At 62.3% G+C, this 18,393-nt stretch carries 18 protein-coding genes; 11 read left to right on the forward strand and 7 right to left on the reverse strand.

The genetic code is table 11. From position 1 onward, the window contains the following. The first annotated feature begins 148 nt into the window (after window positions 1-148). Window positions 149-541, forward strand: coding sequence for a VOC family protein (locus C8J33_RS16315; protein ID WP_110801420.1), 393 nt, complete (start codon window positions 149-151; stop codon window positions 539-541). A 368-nt stretch (window positions 542-909) separates the two neighbouring features. Here C8J33_RS16315 and C8J33_RS16325 read toward each other — a convergent pair whose 3' ends face one another. The 4 genes from C8J33_RS16325 to C8J33_RS16345 form a co-directional block, all read right to left on the reverse strand. After that, window positions 910-3,351, reverse strand: coding sequence for a TonB-dependent siderophore receptor (locus C8J33_RS16325; protein WP_110801419.1), 2,442 nt, complete (start codon window positions 3,349-3,351; stop codon window positions 910-912). Window positions 3,352-3,448: 97 nt separating this feature from the next. Continuing rightward, window positions 3,449-4,405: a FecR family protein gene (locus C8J33_RS16330; protein ID WP_132664946.1), complete on the reverse strand. Its 957-nt coding sequence runs from the start codon at window positions 4,403-4,405 to the stop codon at window positions 3,449-3,451. Between the two features lie 90 nt (window positions 4,406-4,495). Then, entirely contained in the window at window positions 4,496-5,071 is a 576-nt protein-coding gene (locus tag C8J33_RS16335) for a sigma-70 family RNA polymerase sigma factor (RefSeq protein ID WP_422038429.1), read from the reverse strand. 284 nt (window positions 5,072-5,355) lie between these two features. After that, window positions 5,356-5,793, reverse strand: a complete 438-nt coding sequence (locus tag C8J33_RS16345; protein ID WP_110801417.1) for a Fur family transcriptional regulator — start codon at window positions 5,791-5,793, stop codon at window positions 5,356-5,358. Between the two features lie 142 nt (window positions 5,794-5,935). On the opposite strand from C8J33_RS16345, the gene C8J33_RS16350 reads away from it, so the two are divergent. From C8J33_RS16350 to C8J33_RS16370, 5 genes are all read left to right on the forward strand, one after another. After that, window positions 5,936-6,844 (forward strand): metal ABC transporter substrate-binding protein, encoded by a 909-nt coding sequence (locus C8J33_RS16350; protein ID WP_110801416.1) that lies wholly within the window; start codon window positions 5,936-5,938, stop codon window positions 6,842-6,844. Continuing rightward, the gene (locus tag C8J33_RS16355; protein ID WP_281024622.1) at window positions 6,844-7,752 is read left to right on the forward strand and encodes a manganese/iron ABC transporter ATP-binding protein; all 909 of its coding nucleotides are present in this window, start codon (window positions 6,844-6,846) and stop codon (window positions 7,750-7,752) included. The genes C8J33_RS16350 and C8J33_RS16355 overlap by 1 nt, the downstream gene beginning before the upstream one ends. Beyond that, a complete protein-coding gene (locus C8J33_RS16360; protein ID WP_181425227.1) occupies window positions 7,749-8,636 on the forward strand; it encodes a metal ABC transporter permease in 888 nt (295 codons plus the stop codon). The genes C8J33_RS16355 and C8J33_RS16360 overlap by 4 nt, the downstream gene beginning before the upstream one ends. Beyond that, window positions 8,633-9,478: a metal ABC transporter permease gene (locus tag C8J33_RS16365; protein WP_110801414.1), complete on the forward strand. Its 846-nt coding sequence runs from the start codon at window positions 8,633-8,635 to the stop codon at window positions 9,476-9,478. Before C8J33_RS16360 ends, C8J33_RS16365 begins: the two co-directional genes overlap by 4 nt. Window positions 9,479-9,594: 116 nt before the next feature. Beyond that, complete coding sequence (locus tag C8J33_RS16370) at window positions 9,595-10,347, forward strand: GGDEF domain-containing protein (RefSeq protein WP_245507207.1); 753 nt, start codon at window positions 9,595-9,597, stop codon at window positions 10,345-10,347. Here the strand turns inward: C8J33_RS16370 and C8J33_RS27075 are convergent. After that, window positions 10,337-10,510 (reverse strand): hypothetical protein, encoded by a 174-nt coding sequence (locus C8J33_RS27075; protein ID WP_165910696.1) that lies wholly within the window; start codon window positions 10,508-10,510, stop codon window positions 10,337-10,339. The genes C8J33_RS16370 and C8J33_RS27075 overlap by 11 nt on opposite strands. A gap of 334 nt (window positions 10,511-10,844) precedes the next feature. On the opposite strand from C8J33_RS27075, the gene C8J33_RS16375 reads away from it, so the two are divergent. The 5 genes from C8J33_RS16375 (at window position 10,845) to C8J33_RS16395 (ending at window position 16,380) form a co-directional block, all read left to right on the forward strand. Further along, on the forward strand, window positions 10,845-12,068 hold the full coding sequence (locus C8J33_RS16375) for a PepSY-associated TM helix domain-containing protein (protein ID WP_110801412.1): 1,224 nt from the start codon (window positions 10,845-10,847) through the stop codon (window positions 12,066-12,068). A gap of 210 nt (window positions 12,069-12,278) precedes the next feature. Then, the gene (locus tag C8J33_RS16380; RefSeq protein ID WP_110801411.1) at window positions 12,279-13,277 is read left to right on the forward strand and encodes a TRAP transporter substrate-binding protein; all 999 of its coding nucleotides are present in this window, start codon (window positions 12,279-12,281) and stop codon (window positions 13,275-13,277) included. A gap of 85 nt (window positions 13,278-13,362) precedes the next feature. Further along, a complete protein-coding gene (locus C8J33_RS16385; RefSeq protein ID WP_110728699.1) occupies window positions 13,363-13,827 on the forward strand; it encodes a TRAP transporter small permease in 465 nt (154 codons plus the stop codon). Continuing rightward, entirely contained in the window at window positions 13,824-15,110 is a 1,287-nt protein-coding gene (locus tag C8J33_RS16390; RefSeq protein WP_110801410.1) for a TRAP transporter large permease, read from the forward strand. The genes C8J33_RS16385 and C8J33_RS16390 overlap by 4 nt, the downstream gene beginning before the upstream one ends. Before the next feature lie 34 nt (window positions 15,111-15,144). Then, window positions 15,145-16,380, forward strand: coding sequence for an aspartate aminotransferase family protein (locus tag C8J33_RS16395; protein WP_165929834.1), 1,236 nt, complete (start codon window positions 15,145-15,147; stop codon window positions 16,378-16,380). A 64-nt stretch (window positions 16,381-16,444) separates the two neighbouring features. Here the strand turns inward: C8J33_RS16395 and C8J33_RS16400 are convergent, their stop codons facing one another. Then, window positions 16,445-17,302: a LysR substrate-binding domain-containing protein gene (locus C8J33_RS16400; RefSeq protein ID WP_110801409.1), complete on the reverse strand. Its 858-nt coding sequence runs from the start codon at window positions 17,300-17,302 to the stop codon at window positions 16,445-16,447. A gap of 279 nt (window positions 17,303-17,581) precedes the next feature. After that, window positions 17,582-18,388: an SDR family NAD(P)-dependent oxidoreductase gene (locus C8J33_RS16405; protein WP_110801408.1), complete on the reverse strand. Its 807-nt coding sequence runs from the start codon at window positions 18,386-18,388 to the stop codon at window positions 17,582-17,584. Window positions 18,389-18,393 lie beyond the last annotated feature (5 nt).

Consider the following 18,393-nt stretch of genomic DNA (forward strand, 5'->3'; position numbering starts at 1 on the left):
CCTAAGAATCGAGGAAGGACGGCAGTAACGTTTTCCGAGGACCAGCTAAAGCAGCAACTGACGTCGCTGAATATTTTTGTTGAATTGCACAGGCGCGACAATTCGGAAGAGTGATGGCAGGGGTTGCGCGCTCCAGGAGAGAAATTGGATGCGGTTTATCAATCCGATCCCGTTCGTCATCGACATCCAGCGCTCGAAGGAATTCTACCGATCTATCCTCGGTCTGAAAATCGTTCAGGATTTCGGAAACTTCGTGCTTTTCGAGACGGGCTTTGCGATCCATGAGGGACGTTCATTGGAGCAGACGATCTGGAGGCAGGCGGCTCCCTTGCAAGCATCCTACGGGCATAGAAATATGCTGTTGTATTTCGAACATGAGGATGTCGATGCGGCCTTCGAAACCATCGCACCGCACGTCGTGCTGATCCATCCCGTCGAGAGGCAGGCATGGGGACAACGTGTGTTCCGCTTTTATGATCCGGACGGGCACGCCATAGAGGTCGGTGAGCCACAAACGCCCATGCTTTTGGAGACGCCGTGACGGTCATGATTTGCAAAGACCGTAAGCGGTATCGATTTCATGTCGTTTCGAAGGCTACCCGGTGTTACCGGCATGGGGCGTAAGCGCATCATCGTCTAGCCGCCCGAAAGCGCAAGCTGCGCGGCGAGCGCGCCGAAGGCCAACGCAAAGCTGTGCCGCATCCACATCTGGACGGTCGGGTTCCGGAGGATGTGACAGCACAGTGCATCAGATCGCCATTCCCCTCAGCGAAGCATCACCTGCCACGATCGCGTGGCTGAACGAACGCTAAGAGACGCGAGAAAGAACGAGTTCTGTAACTCGCGCTCTTGTCGCACTCCCCCTGAACGCTTTCCTTCGGCACCCTTTCCTTAAGAACCCGTGAGACGTTACCATTTGTATCCCAGACGCGCGCTGATCTCGCGGCCCGGCGCATCCGTCGTGAAGTAATTGTCGACATAGGCATAGTGACGCTTGTCGAAGAGGTTCGTCACGTTGAGGCTGAGGCTCAGACCCTCGTAGTCCTTTCCGAGCGCGGCGAAGTCGTATTTTACATGCGCATCGAAAAGCGTCGCGGCCGGTGTTTCGCGATAGGGCTTTTCATACTGGCTGGAGACATAGTTGCCGATATGGCGCACGCCCCCGCCGAGCGTCAGGCCGCCGAGCGCATCGTCCGCCTGGAACGTATAGTCCACCCAGAGCGACGCAGTGACATCTGGCGTGTTGAAGGCCTTGTCGCCGACGAGGCTGGAGTCCGCGTCTTCGGTGATCTCGCCGTCGAGATAGGCCGTGCTCGCCGTCAGATCCCAACCGGAATCGAGGCTCGCCTTGATCTCGGCCTCGATGCCGCGCACGCCGATTTCGCCGGTCTGCACGGAGAAAGGCGTGTTCGGCACCGCCGAGACGTTGTTCTGCTGTTTCAGGTCGAAGGCCGAGAGCGTTACCATCGTGTCGGTGCCGGGAATCTCGTAGCGTACGCCGATCTCGTATTGCTGGCCGGTCGTCGGCTTCCATGTACCGCCATCCGCGCGCATGCCTTCCTTCAGCGCGAAGGATTCGGAGTAGCTTGCATAGGGTGCAATGCCGTTATCGAACTGGTAGGTCGCACCGACGCGATAGCTGGTCGCTTCATCTGTCGCATCATAGGCATAGAAGGGATTCTTGACGTCGCTTCTCGCCCAGTCGTGGCGAACGCCCACCATGAGGGTCAGCGCATCCAGGCGAACGACGTCCTGCAGGTAGATCCCCGTCTGCTCGGAAAGATTGTTGTTGCGAATGGCGATCGGAACAGGGTTGATATGACCATAGACCGGATTGAAGACATCGATCGGGTCGATCGCCATTTCGCCGTTCTGGTTTGCACTCTTCAGTCGGTTGTAGTCGAAACCGACAAGCAAAGAATGCGAGGCGGCCCCGGTGTCGAATTCAAAAGCCAGGCGATTGTCGATCGCTAAGGACTGGGCCTGATTGCGATAGACATAGGCGACACGGTCTGCGGTCCTGAGATCGTCGCGCAGCCCGGATATGTACGCGCCCGCATAGTCGTTGTCGTGCTCTCCGTAGCGAACGGTCTGGCTGAACGTGATCGCGTCGTTGATGCGGTGGTCGAACACGGAGCCGATGTTCCAATATTCGCTATCGTAGTGATCGAAAGCCTTGTCGCCGCCGGTGCGATGGCGGGGGATCGAGCCGAACGGGTTCGACAACAGCGTGCCCCGGAGTGGCAACGACTGGTAGACGCCGCCATCGTCCTTGGAATATTGGCCCAAGAGGGTCAGCGACGTGTCCTCGTCCGGCTTCCAGGTGAAACTGGGGGCGAGGAACCGGTGGTCGTCGGGCTGGAAATCGACCTGCGTGTCGGCGTTGCGGTTGACGCCCACCAGGCGGTAAAGCAGCGTGCCGTCGGCGTCGAGCGGCCCCGAAACGTCGAATTGCTCCTGGAGCCTGTCGTAGCTGCCGCCCTCCAGGGTGACTTCGCCACGCGCCTCGTCGGTCGGCCGCTTGCTGACGGCGTTCACCAGACCGCCGGGCGAATTCGCACCGTAAAGCACGGAGGCCGGCCCTTTCAAAATCTCCAGGCGCTCGAAGTTATAGGGTTCGGGCTTGGTGACGGCGGTCAAGGCACCGCCCGACGTGGCGAGGACGCCATCCAGATAGAGCGCCGGCTCGAAGCCGCGCACCGTTATCGGGTCGCGCCGCGTATCGCCCGCGCCTTCCAGGCCGCCGAGCACCCCCGGCGTGTAGCGCAGCGCTTCCGTCATGGTCTGCGCGCTTTGGTCCGCGAGTTGGTCGGCGGTAACGATGTTGACGGCTTGCGGCGTCTCCATGAGGGAGGCGTCGGTCTTAGAGGCGGTCGCCGTGCGCTTGGCGACATACCCCTCAACTGGCCCGAAGGCCGTCTCGCCATTGCCATGGACGGTAATGGGTTCGAGGACCGTCGCGCCGTCGGCGGCCGGCCCCCCAGCATCCGTCGCCGCCGATGTCACAAGGATGGAGGAGGCGTCGGTGAAGGTGTAGTCGACGCCGGTGCCAGACAGCAGACGGGCGATCGCCTCCTCGCGGGTCGCAGATCCGGAAAGCCCCGGTGAGGTCTTGTCGCGGGCAACCGAGGCTTCATAGGCGATCTGGGTACCCGACTGGCGGCCGAAGGCGGCAAGTGCGGCGGAGAGTGGGCCCGCCGGGATCGCGTAGATCTGGGGTTGGGCTTTGGTTTGGGCGAGGGCGGGCGACGCCACCCATGTTCCGGCGGCCATCGCCGGCGTCACCAGAATGGTCGCGACTATCCCCCTGCGGCCGATACCGGCCAGCCACGTCATGGATCCCCGTCTCATGCAAAAACTCCGTCTTCAAGCATCATTGGCATGGCTTTTCCGCCATGCGCCCCGATAGGCTCTACGAACGGGGTTGCGGTTTTTTCCCTTTTCTTGATTAGACGCGTGAGATGACCATCATGAAGGAACCGGCGCGGCGCACCTTCGCACCGAAAGGCCGGACAACGGCTTCGAGGGCCCGCTGGGGATCGCTGAGGTCGAAGATGCCGCTGACGAGGCGCGCGCCGAGGAACGGATCCGCGATCACGACCTTTCCCGGCAACCAGCGGGAGAGCCGGGCGACGAGCGCCGCGACGCTTTCCCGCTCCGCGACCATCATGCCCTTGCGCCAGGCGGCGATCTGCGACAGGTCGCGCGTGCCGCGGCTGGCGATACCACGCATTTGCGGATCGAAGACGATCCAGTCGCCGGCTGCAAGTTCCGCGCCGGCCTGTCCGCCCTGCGTGCTCGCCGCGACCCGTCCGTGCTCGACGGAGACGGACACCATGCCGGCATCGTTGGAAACGTCATAGGCCGTGCCGAGCGCTGTCGCGGTGACGGTGTCCGACAGGACGGAGAAGGGCCGGGCGGCGTCGCTTGCGACCTCAAGATAGGCCATGCCGGCGAGCAGCCTGACGGTGCGCGACGCGGCCGCATAATCGACATCGATCGCGCTTGCCGGCCCGAGCGTCACCACGCTACCGTCTTCCAGATCGATCCGGCGGATTTCTCCTTTTGCGGTGACATGGTCGGCCCGAAGCTCGATGACGAAATCGGGAACCATGAGCGACCCGGCTGTGAGTGCGCCGGTGCCAGCCAAGGCGGCGATCAACAGGGTGCGGCGGCTGACACCGCCTTGCGCGAGGTCCATCGGCTCATAGCGCTCGGTCAGAACCCGGCCGGCCATGCCGTGGATTTCGGCAACGCGTTTCCAGGCTTGCTGATGGGCTGGACTGCTGGCGATCCAGGCATTCACCGTATCGATCGAGATCCGGTTGTCCGGATCCCCCTGCAGGCGTATGGCGAGATCGGCCGCCTCGCGGAAGAGGCGCCTGTCCTCTGGCAACTCGTTCATGATCGTCCTTCGCGCCGATCTCACCGTTCCGCTGCGATCCTCATAGATCCTCTACGAACGAAGCCTCCGGATTTTCCATGAGGATGTCTATTACAGGCCGTTGAGGCGCGCATCGATATGTTCGTAGGCATCGCGCAGAAGCGTCCACGTCCGTGTGGTGGAAAGTCCGATCGTGGCGGCTGTTTCCGCGATGGTCAATTCCCCCAGTCGGTGCAGTTCGAAGGCGCGGCGCGTCCTCTCCGGCAGTTCGGCAAGGGCCATCTTTGTACGCTCCAGACGCTGGCGGTCGTAGACGATCGTTTCGGCGTTCGGCGCGCTATCGGCGATCTGGGCGAATTCATTGTCGCTGAGATCGACCCGGATCAGGACGCGCTCACGGCGCTGATGATCGATACGCAGGTTACGAGCAATGCGGAAGAGATAGGCGACCGGGTTATGCATCCCCAGCGTCTCTTTCGGCGGGCAGGCCAGCACACGCACGAACGTATCCTGCGTCAGATCTGCAGCCGTCTCGGCCGTCAGGCCTCGCCTGCGCAACGTGCGCGCGATATCCTTCGCGTGGTTGCGGAAGAGGCCCGAGAGATCCCAACTCATGACGGTGTTCTCAACCCTTTCGGGCAACAGGCTGTCGGACGTTGCACCGATGATGCGATGGCGCACTGCCATTCCCTTAACCCAAGCTAAAACATGTCTCTAACTATCATGTTATCGAAGGTTGGCAAGCGACGATCGTAGGTGCCGTGATGGGCGGCAGGGGGGTGCGACTTTGCAATTAGAGGCTCCGCGATGAACGAAATCGCCGGTCACGATGTCCGTTTTGGACGAATTGCAGCCATGCTCTCCCCGTATGGGATATGGGCACGTCCCATGATTTTGATACCAGGGTTCTTGGCTTCATGATCCTGAAGCGCAATCATGTGGAATTGCACCTGACCTTGCCCTACGTCTCGCTAGTCCTGTCGGCGGCGGCCGCGCAGGATCGTGTGGTGGCTGACGATGTCGTAGCCCATGCGGCGTGCGATCTCCTGGTGGAGTTGCACGATCTCGTCGTTCGGGATCTCGATCACCTCGCCGGTGTCGACATCGACCAGATGATCGTGCTCGCGCCGCGGTGTCAGCTCGAAACGGGCGGAAGCGTCCTCGATCGCCAGTTTCCGGATGATGCCGGCCGCCTCGAGGGAGGACAGGGTGCGGTAGACGGTCGCCAGCGACACGGTGTCGTCGATCCTGCGCGCGCGCGACAGGATTTCGTCAGCACTCGGATGATCGGCTTCCGCGGCGAGAACGCCGATGATCGCCAGGCGCTGTGGCGTCACGCGCAGATCCGCCGCGCGCAGGAAGCTCGCATAGTCCGTCGAGGGTTGATCGCCGTCCGTCACATTTGTCATGAAGCCCTTTTACGACAAGCCTATCGCGCCATCAATATGAGAATGCGTCGCATTTGCTCTTGATAAATGCGAATGCATCGCATTATCATCTACGGGAAGGCGGTGGCATTTCTCCCGTCCGCAGCTTGCTGGAGATGATCTCATGCGCCGATCCCGTATCCTCGCCCTTGCGACCGCCCTTTTCGCCGCCGCCACGCTTCCGGCCTGGGCCGGAGAACCCGGAGACAGGTTTAAGGTCGTGACGACCTTCACCGTCATCGCCGACATGGCCCGGAACGTCGCCGGCGATGCCGCCGAGATCGTTTCCGTCACCAAGCCCGGCGCGGAAATTCATGGTTACGAGCCGACGCCGCGCGACATTCTCGCCGCTCAGGACGCCGACCTCATCCTTTGGAACGGGATGAATCTGGAGCGCTGGTTCGAGCAGTTCCTCGGCCATCTCGGCGAGGTTCCCTCCGCCACGGTCAGCGAGGGCGTGCAGCCCATCCCGATCTCGGAAGGGGCCTACGAGGGCATGACCAATCCCCATGCCTGGATGGGTCTCGACAACGCGCTGATCTATGTCGACAACATCCGCGACGCGCTGGTGCGCAACGATCCGGCGAACGCAGAGGCCTACCGGGCTAATGCGGACGGCTACAAGCAGAGGATCCGCGCCACGATCGAGCCGCTGCGCGCCCGCATCGCCGCCATTCCACAAGAGCGGCGCTGGCTTGTCACCTGCGAGGGCGCGTTCAGCTATCTGGCGCGCGACTTCGGTATGCAGGAACTCTACCTCTGGCCGATCAATGCCGACCAGACCGGCACGCCCCAGCAGGTGCGCAAGGTCGTGGACGGCGTGCGGGAGCACAAGATCCCCGTCGTATTCTGCGAGAGCACGGTCAGTGCCGCCCCCGCCAAACAGGTCGCGCGCGAGACCGGGGCGGCCTTCGGCGGCGTCCTCTATGTCGATAGTCTGAGCGAGGCTGACGGGCCTGTGCCGACCTATCTCGACCTGCTGCGAGTGACCTCGCAGACCGTCGCGGACGGACTCGGCGCGGTGAGCGAATGATGGCCGCTACGGACAAAATGGCCCGGACCGCAACGGCCGAGGCGCCGAACACGACCGAAGGCATCGTCGCCCGGAACGTGACGGTGACCTATCGCAATGGCCACACCGCGCTCCGCGACGCCAGCTTCGAGGCGCCGCGCGGCACGGTGACGGCGCTCGTCGGCGTCAACGGGGCGGGCAAGTCGACGCTGTTCAAGGCGATCATGGGCTTCGTGCCCGCCTCGCGCGGCGAGATCCGGCTTCTCGGCCGCACGGTGCGCCAGGCCCTGCGTGAGAACCTCGTTTCCTACGTGCCGCAGGCGGAGGAGGTGGACTGGACCTTCCCGGTCCTCGTCGAGGACGTGGTGATGATGGGGCGCTACGGGCATATGGGCTTCCTGCGCCGTCCGTCGCGGCGCGACAGGGAGGCGGTCGATACGGCGCTCGGGCGCGTCGGCATGGCGGACCTGCGGCTTCGCCAGATCGGCGAGCTCTCCGGCGGCCAGCGAAAGCGCGCCTTCCTGGCGCGGGCTTTGGCACAGGACGGGCAGGTGATCCTTCTCGACGAACCCTTCACCGGCGTCGACGTGAAGACGGAAGACCAGATCGTGGCGCTTCTGCGCGAGATGCGCGACGAGGGGCGCGTGATGCTGGTCTCCACCCATAATCTCGGCTCGGTCCCGGAATTCTGCGACCGCACCGTCCTTGTCAAGGGAACGGTCCTCGCCTCGGGCCCGACGGAAACGGTCTTCACGCGGGAAAACCTGGAGCATGCCTTCGGCGGCGTCCTGCGCCACGTCAAGCTCGGCGCCCGCGTCCTCCATGCGGACGAGGACCCGCGCGAGGTCTCGATCATCACCGATGACGAGCGGCCCTTCGTCCAATACGGCGCCCCCTCGCGCCGGAGCGGCGAGGAGGAGCAAACATGATCGCGCTTCTCCTAGAACCCTTCGGATACGGCTATATGACGAACGCCATGTGGGTCAGTGCCCTCGTCGGTGGCGTCTGCGCCTTCCTGTCCGCCTATCTCATGCTGAAGGGCTGGTCGCTGATCGGCGACGCGCTGAGCCATTCCGTCGTTCCCGGCGTCGCCGGCGCCTACATGCTGGGCCTGCCCTTCGCGCTCGGCGCCTTCATCTCGGGCGGCCTCGCTGCCGCGGCCATGCTGTTCCTCTCGGAGCGCTCGGGGCTGAAGGTGGACGTCGTGATCGGCATCATCTTCACCTCCTTCTTCGGCCTCGGCCTGTTCATGATCTCGATGAACCCCGTGGGCGTCAGCGTCCAGACCATCACCTTCGGCAACATCCTCGCCATCACGCCCGAGGACACGCTGCAACTCGCCATTATCGGCTTCGTCTGCCTCGCGGTGCTGCTCGCCAAGTGGAAGGACCTGATGGTCACCTTCTTCGACGAGAACCACGCCCGCTCGATCGGTCTGCGGCCCGGCCTCCTCAAGGCGGTGTTCTTCATGCTTCTGTCCGCCGCGGTGGTCGCGGCCATGCAGACGGTCGGCGCCTTTCTCGTCATCGCCATGGTGGTGACGCCAGGCGCGACGGCCTATCTCCTCTGCGACCGCTTTCCCCGCCTCATCGCGCTCTCCGTGGCGATCGGCACCGCCACGAGCTTCGTCGGCGCCTATGCCAGCTACTTTCTCGACGGGGCGACGGGCGGCATCATCGTGGTGCTCCAGACGCTGATCTTCCTCCTCGCCTTCACCTTTGCGCCGAAGCACGGCATCCTCGCCGCACGGCGGCGCGCCCGACGCGTGGAGCCCCACCCCGGCGAGCCTGCCGGAGGGGAGGGCGCATCATGAGCCTCGAAACCCTTCTCCTGCCGTTCCAGCTGTCCTTCATGCAGAACGCCTTCCTGATCTGCTTGATCGTGTCGGTGCCGACGGCGCTCCTGTCCTGCTTCCTCGTCCTCAAGGGCTGGGCGCTGATGGGCGACGCGGTGAGCCATGCCGTGCTGCCGGGCGTGGTCCTGGCCTGGATCCTCGGCCTGCCTCTCCTGGTCGGAGCCTTCGCCGCCGGCATGGTCTGCTCGGTGGCGACGGGCTATCTCTCGGACAACAGCCGGGTGAAGCGCGACACGGTGATAGGCGTCGTGTTTTCCGGCATGTTCGGGCTCGGCATCGTCCTCTACACCGCGATCACGACGAACGAGCATCTCGACCACGTGCTCTTCGGCAACCTCCTCGGCGTCGGCCTGCCCGATCTCGCGACATCCGGCACCATCGCGCTCGTCGTTTCGCTCGTCCTGATCCTGAAATGGAAGGATTTCCTGCTGCATGCCTTCGATCCCGCGCAGGCGCGGGTCTCGGGCCTGCGCACGGGATGGCTGCACTACGGGCTCCTGACGCTCCTGTCGCTGACCATCGTTGCCACGCTCACCTCGGTCGGGCTGATCCTGGCGGTAGCCCTGCTCGTCACGCCCGGCGCCATCGCTTTCCTCGTCACGCGCTCCTTTGGGCGGATGCTGGCCGCCTCCGTCGCCGTCTGCGCCGTCTCGATGGTGGCGGGAACCTATGCCAGCTTCTTCCTCGACAGCGCCCCGGCCCCGACCATCGTCCTCGTCCTCAGCACCCTGTTCGTCCTCGCGTTTCTCGGTCGCATCGCCGCCGTCCGGTCGGGCGCCCGCGCCGACACCCCGGCCTGATGACACTGGCCCTCCGGCCGTCGCCGGAAGGGCCTATCGACCAAGCCAGATGGGACGATTTTTAAGGATACATTTTAACACTCTTAAATTCATTGCGCTCATACTGATTCGTGTTGATGACGGTGGTTTTGATGCGTCGTGTAATTCAGAAGTCCCTTTTGATGGGCCTGCTTTCGATTGTTGCTTCCTTGGCTCTTTCGTTCGCCATCGTTCCATTGCTCGGAGGTCAGGTGGCGGGCGCAGGTCTGTTCATGACGATCTTCTGCCCCTTGGCGATATCGATCCCAGCCTCGGCATTCCATTTTAGCCAGTCGGAAAAAATTCGACGGGCCGAAGCCACGACGACCGAAGCTTTGCAAAAGCTTGCGGATGCCTATGACGCCCTTCGATTCCAGTCTCGCAGAGATGGCCTTACAGGCATTCTCAACCGGACCGCATTCCTGGAAGACCTGGAGGCAGCCCGTCAACAGGGCGTAGCCGGTGCGTTGCTGTTTCTGGACCTGGATTATTTCAAGTCGATCAATGATCGGTATGGTCACGCAACCGGTGATGAAGCCCTCCGGTGTATTGGCCGGATCCTGACCCGCTATCAGTCACAATCCGATTTCGCGGGACGTCTCGGCGGAGAAGAATTCGGGCTTTTTCAAAGCGATATGACGTTCGAGGACATGCTTGATCGGAGCGAAGAGATCCGGGAGGAGATCACCAGTGTTGTCTTCTTTTCACCCTCGGGCTCCGAAGTGCGGATATCCGCGAGCATAGGCGCGTGTCTTTGCAAGCCGGGTTTTGATCCAGCGGGCTGCCTGAAGGCTGCAGACGAAAACCTCTTTCAGGCTAAGGCCCTCGGCCGGAACCGGGTCATCGCGTGACCGAACGCATGAACAGCTTCTGATCTTTATATACGCCAAGGCTACGGATTTCGCTGCCGGTGTCGCTGGCGCTGTAGATGGTGAACACGCCGTGCGGCGCGTCTCCGCCGCTGTCATCCTCAGGCTTTGAGGCACGAGCCTTTTCATAGATCGGCAGTCTCAACAACGGCTTGCAAGAGCCGCGGATTTCTGCATAAACATGAGTATTGCGTTCACCTTTATAAGGTCACCCGTCGATCTCTCTACGGCAGCTATATCGAAGGTCTGGACATCGCAGTTCGGAGATCCTCTGACCGTGCGGCTTGGAGATGACCAACCTCGCTAACAAGGCTTACTGACAAAATAGCTACTATCTCGGAGCGCCAAGGACAGTGGCATTTTCAATCCAGAAGCAATTCTGATCGTCGCAATCGCGAACGGTCCCTTCTGCAGACTGTGGTGGAAACGTTGGGGTTACAGATTGGTGTTTTCGGAGCCTGAAACCGGGCGGACTTTTCATGCTTAGCCTTTCACGCCAGTTCTGGGTTCTCATTCACCGCTGGGCAGGCCTCACCATTGCCCTCTTCCTCATCGTGGCTGGGGCGACGGGCGTTCTGTTGCCATTTGAAAAAGACCTTCGAACGATGGTCGAGCGCCTCATGTTCGACGTGCAGGCGCCTCTTCCCGGGGCAAGACCGCTGGATGCTATTGTGCTCGCTGATCTTGTCGAACGGCAAACGGGTGGCAAGGTTCTGTTTCTTCCGCTTTCCGTGCCAGCGGACCGTATTATGAGTTTCAGCGTCGGTCCCGTCGATACGAACCATCCGCTTCCTTTCGATATGGTTTGGAGCGATCCCTACACCGGCACTGTGAAATTGAAATTTCGCAGCGGCGTGCTGGCCGACGGGCCTCAGAATATCGTGCCTTTCATCTACCGGCTCCACTACAGCTTGGCCGCAGGCGACTGGGGTATTGCGGCTTTCGGCGTGGCCGCACTGGTCTGGACGGTCGATTGTTTCGTCGGTTTCTATCTGACGCTGCCCATGCGGAAAAAGACGGAACCCAAGCGACGCGCGGGAAAATCCTGGTGGGCGCGGTGGAAGCCTGCATGGAAGATCCGCAAAGGCGTTCGAGGCCACAAGCTGAATTTCGACCTGCATCGCGCCGGAGGGCTTTGGCTCTGGCCGTTCCTGTTCGTCTTTGCCTGGACAAGTGTCGGTTTCAACCTGCCCAGCGTCCATCGTCCCGTCATGAGCGTCCTCGGCGCCTCCGACGACATGCCGCCGACGGGAACCCGGGAGCACCTGCTAGAGCCGCCCATCGGGTTGCCGGCAGCACGGGAGATGGCGCGCAGTCTGATGCAGACGGAAGCCGAGAAGCGACATTTCACGATCGAGGACGAGGGCTACATCTTCTACGATCAGGACCATGGTCTCTATCGCTACAGCGCCCATACCTCCCTCGATCCGGCTGACGACGTTGCGCAGACCGGCCTCTGGCTGAGTGCCGTCGATGGAAAACTTTCACGGTTTGAATCGCCGACCGACGGAACGATGGCCGATAAAACCATGAACTGGATGTACATGCTCCACATGGCGCATGTGTTTGGTCTGCCCTACAAAATCCTTGTCTCGCTGACGGGCGGGATGGTGACCATCCTCAGTCTGACCGGCGTATTGATCTGGATGAAGAAGCGATCCGCAAAACGGCAACGTGGACGAGGGACAGCATCGCCGGCCTGAACCTCTCAACGGCGATCGCCATCTCGTGGAACACCACCCAACGCGGCCGGCCCGTCGCCGACCAGCGAAGATCTCAACGCTGCAAGCGGGCCAGCATAGCGTTTTGATATACTCACATAACGTATGATAATAAGAAGATGTGCTTTCTCGATTGAACCCTCGACGAAGGCCCCACATACTCTGTGTCATAACAATGACAAAGAGGGTAACATGTTTAAATCTAACATCATTCTGGCGCACGCCTATCGCCTCTCCACGTCCGCCATGGCCGGGCTCCTCGTCCTCTGCATGGGCTCGGCCAGCGCTGAAACGCTCCGGCTCGCCCATGCATCGAGCTCGAAGAGCCTGATCCAGGAAGCTGTCGTCATGTTCGCCGATACGCTGGCCAAGGAAACGAAGGACGGACTGACGGTGCAGATTTTTCCTGATGGTCAGTTGGGCGACGAAGGGCCGATTGCGGATGGCGTCGGCTCCGGTTCGATCGACATCGGCCTCGGCGGCGTTGCCGATGCGATCGATCCCAAACTGAACGTCGTCACCTTGCCGTTCCTGTTCTCGGATGCCAAGGCGGCACATGCCTTTCTCGACGGGCCGGTGGGCAAGAAGGTCTTCGACACCGGTGCCGACAACGGCTTCAAGATGCTCGGTGCGCTCGACTCCGGCTTCCGCCAGTTCGCGACCGTCAGCACCTCCATCGCCACGCCCGCGGACATGAAGGGTCTGAAGCTGCGCACCCCGCCGAACCCGGTCATTCTCACGACCATCGAACAGCTGGGCGCCTTGCCGCAGTCGCTGCCGTTCGGCGAAGTCTACACATCGTTGCAGTCGCATGTCGTTGACGGCGTCGAGCCGGAAATCCGCGATTTCGCGGACCAGAAATGGTATGAAAGCGCGAAGTTCCTGTCGGTCTCGAACTACATCTGGACGCCGAACTACTGGTTCATGAACAAGGAACGTTTCGACGGCCTGAGCCCGGAGAACCAGGCTGCCGTCCTCAAGGCTGTCGATGTAACGACTGCCTGGTATCGCGGCAGGCTCGATGACGTCTACGCAAAGGTCATCGAGGACCTCAAGTCCAAGGGCGTGACGGTGACGACGGTGGATGCGGGACCGTTCCGGGCCATGGTCGATCCCGTTTATGCGAAATTCGGAGCCGAATGGGGTGCGGACTTCGTGTCGTCCGTTCGCACGGCCGCCGCCGGCCGATAATCAAAGCCTGCAGAACGCCCGAGCGATCATTCGGGGGTTCTGTGTCGCCTGATTGTGAACTCCTCCCTCCTATCCTGGAAACCCCATGAAACACCTCGCGTCTTCAGCGGTTCTGGTGATGACGGTCATTGGCGTCCTGGTCGTCGTCGGCTTGATCCTGTCCACGGGTCTTGGCGCCGTCGGACGATACCTCGGCCTGTCCGGCATCACATGGTCGTTCGAAATGGTCGGCATCCTGTTCCTGTGGACCACGGCCATCGGTGCCGTTCTCTCTGAGGTCGCCGGTGAGAACGTCTCCATCGACGGCAACACCTCGACAAGCGGCCGCAATCGCTGGTTCCGCATCTATCACAACCTCGTTCTTCTGAGCGTGGCTGCCGCCTTTCTCTGGAGCGGCCGGGCGATGCTGGCCCGCACGGGTTTCGTGCCCACGCCGGTGATGCGCGCACCCAGCTGGACCGTTCAGAGCATCATCGTCTTCATGGGAGCGACGCTGGCCGTCATCGCCCTGGCACGTATCGTTTCAGCCTTCCGGGAGCGCGCTCGATGACTCTTCTCGTTCTTTTCGGCGTCTTCGCCGTAACGCTCTACACCGGTGTACCCGTCGCCTGGTCGATCGCGTTCTCCACGCTCGTCGTCATCTTCTGCGGTCTGGTTCCGTTGCCGCCGTCCTGGTTCGCCCAACAGGTCTACATGGGCGCCGATTCCATATCCCTCGCATCCATTCCCCTGTTCCTCGTCGCCGGCGGCATCATGAACGAGGGTGGCCTGACACGCCGGATCATCGACCTTGCCAATGATATGTTCGGCTGGGTTAGGGGAGGTCTCGGCGTGGTCAACGTCGCGACCTGCATGATCTATGGTGGCATCACGGGATCCGCGACGGCCGATACGGGCGCGGTGGGTGCCATCATGATCCCGGCCATGGCCGAACGCGGCTATCCCCGCGACTTTTCGGCAGCCGTCACCGCTGCGGCCGGTACGCTCGGCATCATTCTGCCGCCCAGCGTGGTGATGATCATGTACGGCGTCATCACCGATACCTCGATTGGCGGCCTGTTTGCCGCGGGCATCATTCCTGGCTTGATGCTGGCAATCACATTCGGGCTCACCGCCTGGTGGATCGGCGTCCGGGAGAACTTCCCGAAGTCGGACACCCGCCCGACGCTTTCGAGCTTCAGCCGGCATCTTGTTCGCGCCCTTCCGGCATTGATGATGCCGATCGCTGTGCTCAGCTCCATGCTGAGCGGACTGGCAACGACGACGGAGGCCGCTTTCGTCGCCGTCGTCTGGGCGCTGCTGGTGGGCGGCCTGCTCTACCGGGAGATCACCTGGGCGGGTCTCTGGAAGATCGGGGTCGAGACGGTGCGTATGACCGGTGCGATCATGATCATCATGGCCGTCTCCGTGCCGTTTTCCTGGATCCTCACCGTCGAGCAGATCCCGCAATGGACGGCAGGACTGCTTCACGCCTGGGGTGCCGGTCCAACCATCACGATCCTTCTGATCCTGGCACTTTTGACCTTCGTCGGAACCTGGGCGGATCTCGGGCCGTCGCTGATCATCCTGGCACCGATCGTTCATCCGATCGGCGTCGAAGCCGGGCTGCAGCCGTATCAGCTCGGGCTGATCTTCACGATGGCACTCGGCATCGGCCTGTTCACGCCGCCGGTGGGCACCAACATCTTCGTCGTCTGCAATGTCGCCAAAGTGGGGGTGAACGCGGTCACGCGCAGGCTCATTCCGTTCTTCATCACCAGCAATATCTGCCTTCTGCTCGTCGCCTTCATTCCCGAGACGACGGAATGGCTGCCGCGCTACTTCGGATTCTAGAGCCCGCAGCGGCACAACACATGGACACCCTACAATGACCAAACATCTGGTTGGAGGTATCTCCAGCGCCGGCCGCGCCTTGCCTTGTCTCAACGGCGAACCCTTCCTCGCATGCCGCTCCGAGGGCGCCTATGTCTGGGACGGTGCGCAGCGCCGTTACATCGATACGGCGCTCGGTTTCGGCGCCACCGTGATCGGCCATGCCCACCCGGCGGTCGTCGAGGCGGTGACGGCCGCCGTGCGCAACGGACCGATGCCGGCTTTCGCCCATGACGGAGAAGAGGAAGCCGCCGCCTTGCTGACCTCGGCCACGAGACATCTCTCAAGCGCCATCTTCACGAACACCGGCAGCGAGGCGGTACATCTCGCCTGCCGGCTCGCGCGCGCAGCCACGGGGCGCACCCAGATCGCCAAGATGGCGGCCGGCTATGACGGGTGGTATGACGATGTTACGCTGGGACAGGCCGGCTCCGTCGATGCGGACATGGTGGCAAATGCCAGACCGACACGCGAGCGCACCACCCTGCTGCGCTTCAACGACTTCGACGACGTCGATCGTCTGTTTGCGGAAAGTAACGACATCGCCGCCGTCATCGTGGAGCCCATGCTGGCCAATGCGGGGTGCATCCCGGCAGCGCCCGGCTATCTCGCTCATCTGGAAGCGACGGCGCGACGCCATGGGGCGCTGGTCATCCTCGATGAAGTGCTGATGGGCTTCCGCACGGGCTTCGGCCTTGCGGGACATGGCCTCGGCATTGAAGGTGACATTGCCACTGTCGGCAAGGCCATCGGCAGCGGCATCGCCGTTGCCGCCGTCGTCGGCCGCCCTGAGCTGATGGCGCTGGCCGAAGCGGGAGCGGTTATTCGTGCAGGCACCTATAGCGGCAATCCCGTTGCCACGGCGGCCGTGACAGCCACGTTCCGGCTTCTCAAGGATCTCGACTACGCCGCGCTTCAGGCGCGGGGCCATCGGTTGCGGCAGGAGATCGGCACTGCGTTTTCTGATCAGGGCCTGACGGTGGCGACATCCGGGGAAGGCTCCGTCTTCACGATCTGGTTTTCCGATAGCGCACCCTCGACCTATGCGGAGGCAAAGGCCAAGGCAAGCGCCGCCCTGACGCTCAGGCTCCATGAGACCTTACGCCGTCGCGGACTGTTGATCATGCCGTTTGCTTTCGGCCGGCTTTACCTGTCCGATGCCCATTCCGATGCCGTCATTGGGGATATGGTCGGCATCTTCAGGGATGCGGCGCGTGACATGGCGGCGTGAAACCGGTCGCATAAGTTTTCGTCCACGCGCCGATGATGGCGGCAGGCGCGTTCGGCTGATCCGGTCAAAGCTGCTGGAAGTGCGAGCGAACGAAACTTGCGACCGTGCGCACCGCAGCGCGGGCGCCGTGTGGCACGAGCAGCGCGATCTCCAGCGGTTTCAGGAGCGGCAGGTCGTCATCCTGCGCGTTCAGACGGCGATGTCTCGATGCGACCACGGAGGCCGGCAAAGCGGTCACGGCTGCGCCCGCATCGAGCGCGGCCTGTATCGACGGCAGATGCGACGACGTCCATGCCGCACGCCACGGAATGCCGGCTTCCGTGAGCGCGTGCACGATATGCGGTCGTGCACGACAATCCTTCTCGGGAAACAGAGCGAGGGGCAAGGGGCGCTGGTGTTGCGTTTCTCCCTCCGCAGGCCCGCACCAAATGAGTTGCTCCCGGCGCAGCAACTCGCCGACAACGGAATCCGGAGCGCGCGTGATGATGGCGAGGTTGATCGTGCCATGCTCGACCATCGATTCCAGCGAGCGAGAAAAATCGCACTGGATCTCGACCTGGATGCGCGGATTGGCCCGAGAAAACTCCTCGATCAAGGGCTTTCCGAACAGCTCGATATAATCGTCCGGCATTCCGAGCCGCACATATCCGCGCATCGAACCGGGATCGAGCGCCGCCAAAGCCTCGTCCTCGATGGCGATGATGCGACGGGCATAGCCGATCAGGATTTCCCCGGTTTCCGTCAGGTGTACACCGCGTCTGGTCCGGTCGAACAGCTTCCTGCCGATCTGACTTTCAAAGCGGGCAATCAGCAGGCTCACCGCGGCCTGAGATTTGCCGATCCGCAAGCCGGCCGCGGTAAAGCCCCCGGCGTCGGCCACGGCCACGAAGGTCGCAAGCGCATCTGTATCGAAGTGCTGCATGGAAGCCCGGATCTCGCTTCAGGAGGGCGCGCTACCCAACCAACCGAAATTTCAGGGCCGAGTAAACGCAACCCTATCGATCCTCGCCGCCGTTATCCTTGTCAATATCGTAATCGCGGAAACCCTAAGCTCTTTGCACGTTTGCTTGGACAGCAGGGGCTCATCGCAGGCCTCAAGAGTCAGCTTACCATGCGCTCCGGATGATGACGTTCGCGGAACTGCACCGCATGCCCGGTTGCGCCAAGGCCGCCGATATGTTTGCCCCCGTTACGCGTCGGCTCACACCCGGCGGGGGAAGGCCTCGGCATCCGGGGCGTTGGCCCAGCTCTGCAGGGTTTGCCCTCCGTCGATCAACCAATCGACCCCGGTGACGTGACGCGCATCGTCGGAGGCGAGGAAGGCAATCGTGGCGGCCACGTCTTCCGGCTGGCCGATGCGACGCAAGGGAATGCGATCGGAAAACCGACGGATGCCGGCCTCATAGGCGGCATCGTCGCCGGCGGGGACGCCGAGCCGCGTCTCGATCACGCCGGGGCAAATCGCGTTGACACGGATCCCATAGGGTGCGGCATCCAGCGCGGCGACGCGGGTGAGGCCGACGATCGCATGCTTGGTCGACGCGTAGCCGGCGCCTCCGGCCAGCACGTCCCAGCCGGCCATGGATGAGCCCATGTTCACCACCGCGCCCTGAATCTTGGCCTCGATCATGACGGCGAGCGTTGCGCGCAGCACGTAGAAAATGCCGTTGAGATTGATGCCGACGATGCGGTGCCAGTCCTCGATCGCAAGCGCGTGGATGGGCGCGACCTTGCCCGAGATGCCTGCATTGTTGAACAGCACGTCGATGCGGCCGAAATGTGCGGCCACATCGCCCACCATCGCTGCTGCCGATGCAGGGTCACCCACATCGACGGCAAATGCCTTTGCTCTCTCACCGAACGCTGCGGCCAGCGCCTGGGCCTTGTCGAGGTCGATGTCGGCAACGGCCACGCGTGCGCCCTCGGCCATGAAACGGCGCACGGCGGCACTCCCGATGGCACCGGCAGCTCCGGTGACCAGCACGACCTTGTCTGCAAACCGCATCATTGCCA

This window comes from Rhizobium sp. PP-CC-3G-465 (assembly GCF_004343445.1).
Classification (GTDB): domain Bacteria; phylum Pseudomonadota; class Alphaproteobacteria; order Rhizobiales; family Rhizobiaceae; genus Ferranicluibacter; species Ferranicluibacter rubi.